The following is an 11,849-nucleotide window of genomic DNA, read 5'->3' as shown; positions in this document are numbered from 1 at the left end:
CAGTGCCAGTGCCAGTGCCAGTGCCAGTGCCAGTGCCAGTGCCAGTGCCAGTGCCAGTGCCAGTGCCAGTGCCAGTGCCAGTGCCAGTGCCAGTGTGGTGGGGCGAACCTAGGGTGTGTTCTGGTGTAGGATCAATTTGCAGTGAAACGGTAAAGGCTGGCGGATTTTGATGGGTCTCATTGGTGTTTAAAGCGTGAGCTATCGGTGTCAGTGAGGGCGTCACTTGATGAGCGTTCACTGGGAGTGCTGCATGTTCTATTGAGGTGGTTTCAGTTGAGCCTTTCTCCGTAATCACATGCTGCTTTGGGCTGCTGTTAGTCGAGGCTGCAATCTGTTCTGGCGTTATATCCCCCTTCAGTGGCTGGTCGACTGTTTCTGTGCGTTGCTTTGGTTCAGAGGGAGCCTGTGTTGCGGCTGTGCTAACCTCAGGTGCTTCCACTTGGTTAGGATTACTGGTATCGGCACTTGTGGCCTGCCAAGATTTGTCCGCCACGAGGTCTTTGTTGCCTACGTTTTTGATCTCGGCATCTCTGAGTTCTTTAGCGGCGAGCTTTTTGACATCTTTATCAAGTTTCTTTACGGCGGCCAGACTCTGTTTAGCGTGGCGTTGCTGCAATTCACTGTTGTTTTTACCTGTGTCGTCATTCGGCGTAGCGGTTTTCTTTGAATCATTGTCTGACATCTTTCACTCTCCCCTAACGCTCACCAAAGGCTTCTGTGATGTTGGTAAATACAGGTTTCCACATATACTGGAAGACGGTTTTATCGCCAGTGACGATATCGGCTTCACCTGTCATACCTGGGATCAAGTCAAACTGCCCTGGCGACTCCCCAAAGTAGGGGCGGTCGATCGCGATTTGCACTTTATAAAAAACACCGCCTTTTTCATCAGAGTCAGTACTGGGGGATATCCGTTTTACAATGCCATCAAGCGCGCCGTAGCGGCTGTAATCGAAGGCATCAATTTTGACTCTGGCGGCTTGACCAACACGTACAAAGCCAATATCTCTAGGAGACAACTTGGCTTCCATTAGGCCTGTTTTTGTCATGGGCACGATGACGGCGACTGTACCACCAGGCTGAATTACGCTGCCTGACGACGTGGTGGGAATGGATTGAATAATGCCATCGACGGGAGCTGTGATTGTGTTTTGCAGCACCAGAGAGTCGGTAGACTTTAAGCGCGCGATCACCCCGAGTAGTTCTGCCTGTGCTTCAGTGCGTTTCTCACCCACTTCGTTAATTAAGCTAGCTTGTTTTTGGGCTAATTGATTTTCAAGGTTAATCAAGTTTTTCGTTAACACGTTTTGTTTGCTTTCCATCACTTTGAGCTCACGTATATAGGCGTCGAGTTTCTGTTGTGACTCTAATATTCGGAGTTTTGAGACAGCTTGCTCCTCTTTAACAGAGGTCATCATCTTAATGGTTTTTTCTGCGTTCTGAATCTGATCGGCAAGGGGGGGGATCTCGGTTTTCAATCCATCAATCTCCGCTTGAGATTTGGCTATATCTGACTCAGAAAGCGCTTGAATTGACGTGCGTTCTTCATTCATACGTTGCAGTGATTTTTTGTGATGATCAACAAGTTGCGGGTATTCAGCGGTAAATTCTTCAAAGTTGGGCTGACGTTGATCAATAAATGCATCATAGCGTTCGATTTTCAACACTAAATTGGCGCGTTTACTGGCCAGTTCCTCTTCGGCAGATTGGCTGTCGATTGCAACAAAACTAGCAAGTACATCACCTTTTTTTACCACATCGCCCTCTTCAACCATAACGGTGGCCAATGTTCCACCGGTTTGGCTCTGAATGACTTGTCGATGTCCAAGCGGAACGACTTGCCCTTTAGATTTTGAAATTTCTTCAACTTGGGTAAAAACCGACCACAGCAGCATGATGCTCACAGAACCTGCAATGAGTAGTGTCATTCGTTTGATAAAACGTTTTTCTGCGGGGGCTTCAATCGCTTCGGCAAACTCATGTTCTGGCCACATGTTGTTGGTTAGTTGTCGATTATCCATTGGCATTTGACTCCTGCATTGTGGCTTTTGAGGGCGAGGTTTCGGCTTGGTCAGGAAGTGGTCCAGCGTAAACTACCGCGCCTTTATCTAATATCACTACTTTATCAGCCTGTTGAATCAAGGCCTGATCATGGGTGGTAAACAGTATGGTTGCCTTACCGCGTATACGATTCAGCATATTAATGAATGCGTGTCGTGCATAGGGGTTTTGGTTCGCTATTGGTTCATCGAGCACCAAATAAGTTGAGCTCTTAAGTAAGGCTCGTGCTAAACAGATATAACTACCTTCTATGTCAGAAAGAATGGAATGGCCTTGGGCAAAGAGGTCAACATTTAAATCGTTATTCAGCGAGGCAAAGAGTGTGCTCGCGCCAGCATTATCGAGTGCTTGAAAAAGCTCTTCATCAGTGGCGTCGGGTTTTGCTATACGTAAGTTATCTGCTAGCGACCCCGGAAAGAGATCGGGTTGGGCGCTATTGAAGCCTGCCCATTGCCTAAAACTCTGTGGGTCGTACTGTTTTAGGTTTTTACCATTAACAGAGATATAACCAGCTTGAGCATCGAGTATGCCAATGGCGGTTTGCAATAGTGACGTTTTGCCACAGCCATTAGGACCTATAATGGCGACAATCTCTCCTGGAGCCACATCAAAGGATATGCCTGACAGTGCTGGTTCGACATCGGCAGAATAACGCAGGGTTAGATGTTTAAATGACACCTCTGGTGCTTGTGTCGTGTCGGGCACATCGAGGCGCAACTCGTTGTGCTCGGTCCCAGCTTCCATAAAGCGATCAAATTGCTTGATAGCCGAATCCATCATGGTGATTTTTTGGCTAGAGGAAAAAGCCAACTGTGCGGGGCCTGTAATGCGCCATATTAGCATCACACACGCGATTAACGCACCAGGGCTGATACTTTGATTGAGAACCAAGAAAATACCGGTAAATACGGTTACTAGTGCTGTGATTAGGCTCATGGCATGGGCAATGGCTCCCGTTAATCCATTGCGTTTGCTGTATAAAAAGTTTTGTCGGCAGTGCTCTTTACACAGGCGTGAAAACTTAGTGTTCCAACCTTGTGTATCGCCACTTATTTTTAGTTGTAGTAACTGTTTAGCCAAATCATTGCTGGCATTCTGATATTCACTACTTATGGTTGGGGTAGCCGCTTGGGTGTATTTTTTTACCGCTTTCATGACGAGATAAAACAGCAGTAGCATCACTAAGGGAACTAACACTAGCCATCCGCTGAGCAGGGCGATGGTGACCAATGCAATGCTGGTAAAGGGCAGATCAATGAGTCCCGCACCGCTTGGGCCAGATAATAATGTTCTAACTTTTTCGGCGTTGCGAATTCTGGCTAGATGGTTGGTTAACCCTACTCTGGATAACACGATAAGCGGCATGCTTAATAGGCGGCGAAAGGTGATATTTGACAGATCGCGCGCGAAGCGATTACTGGTGCTCGATAAAATACTCGCCCTAGCTAAGCGAGAGGAGATCAAAATCGTGACAGCAAGAATGGCGCCAAGTGCCAAACTTGGCAGGACTTCGGGAGCTTGTCCGCCTATGACCCTATCGTAAACAGCCATGGTAAATAGTGGCACCGCGAGCCCAGTTAAACTGGAGAGTAAACTTAACCAAAAAACGGGTTTGTACCATTTGGTTCGCTTGCTCATGTGGGCAGCAAAGGCATGTGCGCCACTTTTGGCCGATGGGAGTGCATCAATGGTGATCACATGGCCTGTAATAGTAAGAGACTCAGGTGCCAGGGCTTGCCACTGTGGCTGATTTGCCGACAAGGTTAAGTGTTCATAACGCTCACCGCTACGACGCGCGACGATAGGGGCGGAGTCGGTGGGCAGTAGTAAAAACGGGTGTATGGTATGACTGAGTTCGGCTGTGCTTATCTCATGCACGCTATAGCTAATTTGATGTTTTTTTAAGGTGTTAACCACCATTACCGAATCAAAGCTTTTGGTTTCCTGTTCACAGCTTAAGTTATTAGCTTGAGCGTAAAGCCCTATTTGTTGAAGTAGCATCACTAATGCTGGCTTTATATTGACGGATGTTGGCTGAGTCATAGCTCTCCCTCCCCACGATTTGTTTTGGATGCTGCGGGAGCTTTGGGGGTTAGATCAATAATCTGATCTGCGCATTGTTGCATCGACGTAAAGTAGGTCGCGGCGATAATCGTCATCTGCGATTGCTGGTTTTTAATCAAGGCTAACAGGCGAGTCTGTCCATCTATGTCTAGCGATACCATAGGTTCATCGAGCAGCAATATGGATGGGGATTGCACCATGGCTCTCACCATCGCGATGAGCTTAATCGCACCTTTGTTTAGCATTTGGCTCTCGTTATTGGCGAGCTGGGTTTGGTAACCCGCAGGGAGTTGCGCAATGGTGTTGGTTAAGCCTAATTGTTCGGCGACTTCCATCGCTGCCATCTCCCGTTCAGGACGAAACATGGTCATGTTTTCAATTATTGTTCCTGAAAATAATGATGGCCAGGGAGGGACATAAGCCACCGACTGTGTGTATTCATTGGCATCATGGGCAGAGATGGGTTCACCTGCAATGGTGATGCGTCCTTCACTCGGTTGATGGAATCCTCCTAGCAGACTCAAAAATAGACTTGAATGGGTAAGAGGATTGGAGTGAATACAGGTCAAAGACCCTGGCGCAATGGTTGCGGACAAAGTGTGTAATATTGCACCGGGTTGAACAGCCTCTACCTTGTTAAATTCAATCGGACCTAGCGGTAATTTCTGCTGGTACACCTGACTCCCTTGAAACTGTTCAGCAGGTAATTTATTAATGTTGTTAATTTGAGTCATGGCTGTTTTTGCACTGGCTAAACGTGAGCGTAAACTGATTATTGCGCTCAGCGGTGCAATTGCGCGGCCTGCTAAAATGGAACAGGCGGCCAATCCGCCAGTTGTTAAACTGCCATTTAACACCTCAAAGCAACCAATGAAGACGATTAACAAAGTCGTTATTTGTGAGGCGCCTTGGATTAGCTCCTGTAATTTAGACGAGAGCCAGTCCACCTGTTGTTGCAGTGCCAAGCGTTGATAGTTTATGGCTGCGTAGTTAGATGATAACTGTGTTTCCAAAGCCAGCGCCTTGGTGGTGGTCAAGCCTGACAGTACGCGAATTAACATGCGCGAGTATTCGCTATCTGTCAGGGTTAACTGCTGTGCAACAGCGGTGAGTTTCTGGCCAATAAGGTAAACAAAAATGCCAACCGCCCCCCATACAGCAATCGGGATAAAGACCAGTGGTCCGCCAATATAGGTGAGCAGGGCTAAAAATAGGATCACAAAAGGGAAATCCATCATCGCGACCGCGGCTTGGCCAGAGTAAAGCTCTCTCACGGTTGTGATACTGTTTAAACCATTGGCTATTTTTCCTGGTCCCAGCGCAGCCAGATGGCGGTAGTCGGCATTGAGCAGAGATTTGACTAATTGGGTTGTGGTCTGCAGCTCAAAGTTGGCGGAAGATGAGGCGAGCAACCAACTCCTTGCGTAGCGAAGCAGAAGTTCTAATAAGATAGCGATTGCTACTGTAGCCGCTAAGATGGAAGCTGTACCATACCCTTCATTCGGCAAAATACGGTCGTAAATCTGGAGCATGGTAAAGGGCAATGCAAGTGAAAGTAAGTTGATAAATGTCGACGATAATAATAGCTCTGTAAAAGCCCGGTTTTGCATCAATAAACGAAAAGAACTCACCATCTAATACTTTCCTTGTTGGTCTTTACACCTGTCAAAAGTGTAGTACATGTCACACTTTGTAAACTAGCATTGATCTTGACCGGAGTAAATCAGTCAAATTTCTATATAGAGTAGCCACTTAAAAGTGATTTTCATGGGTAAAACCGCTGAGAAACCGAGTGAATAAGTTTGTAAAAGATAGGTATGACTGCGGCGCTAATTAGTTATACGTTGGTAGGCTTAAGTAACGATCAGTCTTGCATGTGGGTGATTGTTATCACGTGTAATTAGGGCCGTATAAGTAAAAAGGGCCTTTATCTAACAAAAGGCCCTTTGTAGGAGATGATACGTATGGAGAAGGCGTAAACTATTTAGCGTGCTTTACACCCTTTTTGTTTTTCATTGGGTCGCCCTCATAACCCAGTGCTTGCCAATTTAAACGCGTGCCTTTGTTATGACAATCATTACAATTAAGTGCTTGGTCTTTTGGAGAAACCATATGGTTAATACGCCACCACATTTCAGTTTCAGCAAAGCCATGTTCACCACTGTATTTGATGCCTTTCTCTGTGAGTGCTTGGTTAGCTTCCATCCCTAGCTTAGCGGCCTTATCCCAATCGAACTCTTTCCAATAACCACCTTTACCGTAGACTTTGGCCGTGACAAAAATTTGCTGCTTTTTGTCGTAAATCTGTTTACCTCTATGGACTTTGAATGGGTAGATTTTAGCTTTACTATCTGCGATATCGCCTAAGGGGTACGTGAGTTTGGTTACTTTGTTGGGATCCATCTTATCGCCCACCATATAGGCGTCGGCTTTACCGTTGTACCAAGCATACTCGGGCTCAACCATCTTCTTCCATTCGAAGCTGCCTTTTTTCTTCATAAAGGTGTGCTTGCCATATTCGTCGACAGTTTCAGCTTGATCGCTACCAGCTGTTGACCAATCCCAGCTCATTTTTGTTGGCTCGTTGCGCGCAAAGAAGGGGATATGGCAAGTTTGGCAGGCTACACTCGCTGTGTGCGTATTAAGGCGCTTGTTTTCATGGGGCGCTGCGTCATGACAATTTTCACAACCTATATCACTCATGCCACCAGGCGAGACGCCCATTGCATTACCTGTGATTTGGTGTTGCTCAGTTGTATGGCAGGTTTGGCATTGAAAATCGTTGCCATCCGTATCCATATGGACATCAGTGGCTTTATCAGGATAAGCCATAGATGAGTCAAGATCGCCATGTTTAACCGCGTCGCCACCGCCACCGTAGAAATGACAGGTACCACAGTTATCACGCACCGGGCTTCCTACGTTTTGTGCGACGCGCTCAAGGTTTACTTTAGCGAGCGCTTCGCCGGCCCCAGCTGGATCTTTAATATAGGTGCCGGTGGTGTCATGACACACTAAACAATCGACCTTGGTCATGTCGGTAAAGTCGAAGCTATCATCTTTCCAACCGTAGCCCGCATGACAACTGGTGCATCGTGGTTCATTGCCCGAAATTGAAGTACAAAAGTTGTTAATGGCATTTTTCTTACCGCGTTTCACCGTTCTGCCTGGTAGCTCTTGCTCTAGTTCCCATGTCCAATGTGAAGACTTCATAAAATCTTTCGCATGGTCTTCATGGCAAGCGATACACAGTTCTGTGACTTGTGAGCCTGATGTGAACGGGCCTTCTATTGCCTCTTTGTGAGGGTTTTCGGCGGTGACGTTGAATGTCGCCATCCCTAATAATGCGCTGAACGCAATGGTGGCTATGGAACGTGGATATTTCATTGGAGAATCCCTACCCCCAGCTAATGCTGGGGGAAAAACAGTAGTACTAGAAGTTGACGACTAATGAGGCGTTCACATCGTAAGCCGTATCGACAACAGGTAGCATTGAGAATGCACTGCCAGCGATCACATCATCGATTTTCTGCGGTGCGCCAACCGGGGTGCCACTGCCTGTATATTCATAGTCGTAGTAAAGCCCTGCGACTTTGATAAACATGCGAGGATTGATGTCAAACATGTAATAGGCCTCAGCGACGTGACCGTGAGTAGCGAGCTTGCTGCCAATAGGGTCATCTTGTGCCTGAGTGAATGGTGTCCAATATTTTGAACCGTAGTTATATTCAAGGCCAAACTTACCGTACGGTGCTGGCATTTGAATACCGACATAGACGCCGTAACCATCTTTTGCATCGTCAGAGTCTGCAGCGCTTGGCATCATAATGATTTCACTGCCATCGGCGTTGAGTTGTGCTTCAAATACAGCGTCGCTTAGCATGCCGCCAAACATCCCCGCATTACCGTTACCTTCGGCGCGCGTCCAACCTAGTGATGCAAACATTTTCAAGTCGTCATCGCTTTCATACGCATAACCGATACCGCCTAAATACATGTCACCTATGACACCACTGGGCTGCACGCGCGTTTCGAAGTTGAAGTTAGAGAACTTTTGCATATCTTGGTACATGGTTGGGGCAAAAATACCCGCTAACTGTGTAGGGAACGCCATGGTTCCTTTAAAGCCATCATTGACATCTTTGGCGCCAAATAGGGTGAATTGAAGGAAGTGATTGCCGTCATTAATTGCGTCGATATTAAAGCCGCCAAGGTGGGTGTCTTTAGTGACGATGTCGCCAAACATCTCACCATTTCCCCACTGTGATTCAAATCCTTGGCCGTAACAAAAGCGTACTACCTGACCATCAATACCTGTAATTTCACCTAAGTTATAGCCCAGTGTTGCCCCATCAAAGTTAAAGTTAACTAAGTGTCCAGATGGTGTACCGCCACGTTTCTCATTTTCACGGTATTGGCTAGGTGGGCCATAGGTTGAAGGACGACGACCTATAGAAAGGTATGTGTTCGTGCCACCGATATTTTTCCAGTCGAAGTAAGCGCGCTCGACACGTAACCAGTCACCACTTGGGTTGCCGCTGCTGGTGCCATCCATGGTGAATGAACGCCAAGAGTCAAATACTTGCACACCAGTTGAATCTCCCCAGTTTTTGAACATGGTGAGTCGCCCTGCGAAGCTGACGTTATCCCAAACTTTTGCTTTAAGGTTTAAGCGTAGGCGTGTGGTGTAGTAAATATCATTATCGATATCTTGCGTGCTTTTGGGGGCTAAAACGTAAGGCATAACCCCTTGTAACATGCCGCTTTGAAATGCCATTGCTAGGTCTGGATTAGCGCTAAGCATCTGTCCTAGTGGGGAGTTTGGGTCATTAGGTTGTCCAAAAGCCCCAGACATCGCTTTAGCACCGAAATCATTAAAGTCGACCTTGATTGCAGGGTTCCAGGTGACATTACGGTAGTGCAATGAGTGGGCTTTGGTACGAAAATCTCCGGTGATCTCAAGTCTATCTAACGCAGTGTGGCGCTCATTTTTGTCCACACGACTATTGATATCATCGATCTCTTCGGTCAATTCAGCGAGCTGTTGTTTGAGATCAGCAAGTTTTTGTTGTTCTGTGTCGGTTGCATAAGCGGTAGCGGAAAAAGCTAACGCATTGGCGATCAGTATAGAAAGTAGAGTACGCATCTTATCTCTCCTAGTGCGCTCATCGTCATTGTTACTTTAATGGAGCGCGTCAATATCGAAATGAGTGGTTAACCGCAAGTCTGTGGTTGGTCTGAATCGGCAGCATGGTCATAAAGGAACTGCTGAATATCTAGACGATCTTTCTCCGATAACTTTTCGAATACTTCAGGCTTTACCTTGTGCTGGTCGCGCTTAAAGAAGCGATCCCACTGACTCATGGTTTTGGTCATCGGTGTGAGTTCGCCGGCGGCATCACCTTTGCTATGACAGGCTTTACACTCTTTTTTGTAGAGATGTTTGCCCTTTTTAGGATTGCCGCCGTCTACTGCGTAAACATGGGCGCCGAGTGAGAGAGTTAACATGATACAGGTGGCAATTTTTACTACATTTTTCATCATCATTTCCTTAATCACTACTCCGAGTGATTTATTAACCTGAAACAAAATGCTTGCTTCTTGTTAATAAATTTACCAAAAGGAGGTAGATGTGAACTTGATGTTGATCACTTTTATAATAAAAATCTAATTGATAAAAATATCATGAATAAAAATCTAATGGATTGGCGTTAATTTATTGATAAAATTAATTTTTATTTTTATGATTGCTGAAGTGATGAGCATTTTGTAAGTGAATTAAGACTGGATTTAAGTCACATTTTTGTAGTTAAACACCCTCTAAATAAGTAGGACACCTATTTAAAGGGCGCTGCAAAGCAAAAATCGAGTGCCGAATTAAGGCTGTTGACGAGTAGGTGCTAGAACGATTTCACGTACACAAACATTTTGTGGTTGTTCGAAGGCAAACACGGCGGCATCTGCAACGGCAGTTGGTTCTATCACACCGCCCATGAACGCTTTCCACTCTTGATAGCCAGCTTTGATCTCTTCATCTGTGGTATGGCTCAGTAGGGCGGTTTCAACTGCACCCGGCGCAATCGTGACCATACGCACATCATCCATGGCTACCTCTTCACGAATGTTTTCTGTTAAGGCGTGTACGGCAAATTTTGTTGCACAGTAAGCGGCATGGTTAGGGAAGGTTTTACGTCCGGCAATTGAGCTAATGTTGATGATGGTACCAGTTTTGCGCGCTTTCATTTCAGCAAGTACCGCATGAATACCATTGAGTACTCCCATGACATTGATGTTGAGCATTTGGCTCCATTCTGCCGGATCTTGCACGTCTGCAGCGCCGAGTAACATGACACCAGCATTATTGATTAAGCCACCAACCGGGCCAAATGCCTTTTCTGCTCTAGCAATGGCATCTTTCATCGCTGTCGCATCGGTCACATCGACACTGATGCATAAGGTATTGTCTAGCCCAAGTGCTTCCATTGGTTCAACGCGACGAGCAAGCAATAATAGCGGATGACCTTTTACGCTAAAGGCTTGTGCCATTGCTGCGCCGATCCCTGAAGATGCACCTGTTATGACGATAAGTGGTTTCATTGTCTACCTCATTAAAAAATTATTTCATTGAGGCAAAGTTTAGCCTCTACACTATTGTTGATATATAGTTCCCAAGTAACATTATTGTTTACTATTAATGACAAATTGTGTGCGTATTGGCAGGGAGTCTGTATGAATCAAGAGATTAGTCTCGCAGATATTAAGGCATTTACGGTTATCGCAGAGGCGGGCAGTTTTACGGCGGCCGCAGAGCTATTGGGGTGTTCTCGCTCTTACCTTTCTAGGCAGTTAACTCACCTAGAAGCGGAACTTGGGGTGAGTTTGATCACTCGTACAACGAGAGCGCAGCGCCTCACCGAGCAAGGAGAACAGCTATTTAGTCACTGCAAAACGGCGTTAGATAACATTGCCAGTGCCGTTGCAATGACGATGGATAATGCGCAAAACCTACATGGACATATCAATATCAACTGTGTCGGTGGTTTTCTCGGCGAAGAGGTGGTGGCGAATGTCGTGAGTGAATTTATCAACCTTCATCCTGAGGTCACAGTTAATCTCGATTTTAGCAGTGAGCGAGTCGATCTGGTTTTGGGTAAGTTTGACATGGTTTTTAGAATGGGGGCTCTTGCAGACTCAGGTTTAGTGGCACGTAAGCTGATGATGATTAAAAATGGTGTGTTTGCATCGCCTAAATACCTATCCATGGCTGGCACTCCGCAGCATCCCAAAGATCTACTGCGACACCAATGCATCTCTGGCTCGGTCAGCCATTGGGAGTTTTTGCACCAAAGCGATGTTACTCAAAAGGTGGAGGTCGATATTGTTGGCAATGTACGCTGCAAAAATGGACGTGTGATGAAAAATATTGCGCTGTCGGGAAATGGCATTGCGCGTTTGCCCTATCTCTATTGCCAAACCGAATTAGACAACCAACAACTCACCCCTGTTTTCGATGATTGGTTTATGGCGGATTCACCTTTTTATTTGATTTATCACAAGGATAATTACCAGCCTGAACGGTTGAAGGCATTTACCAAGTTTGTTACTGAGTATTTTAACCACCACTTTTAAATGACAATAGCGCTATTTTTAGCACCTCGTATCAGTATGGAAAATGGCGATAAGTGTGGTGCTAAGAATATGTTGCGAAATAGTTTGCTTTTTAC

Annotated in this window: 9 protein-coding genes; 1 reads left to right on the top strand and 8 read right to left on the bottom strand. The window is 46.1% G+C overall.

Annotated elements, in window-relative coordinates:
- The 8 genes from L876_RS0110985 to L876_RS0110950 all read right to left on the bottom strand — a co-directional run.
- A partial coding sequence (locus tag L876_RS0110985; protein WP_028763863.1) for a hypothetical protein occupies window positions 1-682 on the bottom strand: 682 nt, incomplete at its 3' end.
- 13 nt (window positions 683-695) lie between these two features.
- Window positions 696-2,021: an HlyD family type I secretion periplasmic adaptor subunit gene (locus L876_RS0110980; RefSeq protein WP_028763862.1), complete on the bottom strand. Its 1,326-nt coding sequence runs from the start codon at window positions 2,019-2,021 to the stop codon at window positions 696-698.
- Entirely contained in the window at window positions 2,014-4,104 is a 2,091-nt protein-coding gene (locus L876_RS0110975) for a peptidase domain-containing ABC transporter (RefSeq protein WP_028763861.1), read from the bottom strand. Before L876_RS0110975 ends, L876_RS0110980 begins: the two co-directional genes overlap by 8 nt.
- Window positions 4,101-5,759 (bottom strand): ABC transporter transmembrane domain-containing protein, encoded by a 1,659-nt coding sequence (locus tag L876_RS0110970; protein ID WP_028763860.1) that lies wholly within the window; start codon window positions 5,757-5,759, stop codon window positions 4,101-4,103. Before L876_RS0110970 ends, L876_RS0110975 begins: the two co-directional genes overlap by 4 nt.
- 346 nt (window positions 5,760-6,105) lie before the next feature.
- Window positions 6,106-7,461 (bottom strand): tetrathionate reductase family octaheme c-type cytochrome, encoded by a 1,356-nt coding sequence (locus tag L876_RS0110965; protein WP_037428479.1) that lies wholly within the window; start codon window positions 7,459-7,461, stop codon window positions 6,106-6,108.
- Between the two features lie 97 nt (window positions 7,462-7,558).
- Complete coding sequence (locus L876_RS0110960) at window positions 7,559-9,271, bottom strand: DUF3373 domain-containing protein (RefSeq protein WP_028763858.1); 1,713 nt, start codon at window positions 9,269-9,271, stop codon at window positions 7,559-7,561.
- Between the two features lie 68 nt (window positions 9,272-9,339).
- Window positions 9,340-9,669: a c-type cytochrome gene (locus L876_RS0110955; RefSeq protein ID WP_028763857.1), complete on the bottom strand. Its 330-nt coding sequence runs from the start codon at window positions 9,667-9,669 to the stop codon at window positions 9,340-9,342.
- 333 nt (window positions 9,670-10,002) lie between these two features.
- Window positions 10,003-10,722, bottom strand: coding sequence for an SDR family oxidoreductase (locus L876_RS0110950; protein ID WP_028763856.1), 720 nt, complete (start codon window positions 10,720-10,722; stop codon window positions 10,003-10,005).
- A gap of 132 nt (window positions 10,723-10,854) precedes the next feature.
- On the opposite strand from L876_RS0110950, the gene L876_RS0110945 reads away from it, so the two are divergent.
- The gene (locus tag L876_RS0110945) at window positions 10,855-11,754 is read left to right on the top strand and encodes a LysR family transcriptional regulator (protein WP_028763855.1); all 900 of its coding nucleotides are present in this window, start codon (window positions 10,855-10,857) and stop codon (window positions 11,752-11,754) included.
- Window positions 11,755-11,849 lie beyond the last annotated feature (95 nt).

Source organism: Shewanella colwelliana ATCC 39565 (assembly GCF_000518705.1).
Lineage (GTDB): Bacteria > Pseudomonadota > Gammaproteobacteria > Enterobacterales > Shewanellaceae > Shewanella > Shewanella colwelliana.
The sequence above is the reverse complement of the archived record's forward strand: the minus strand, read 5'-3'. Positions and strand labels throughout refer to the sequence as shown.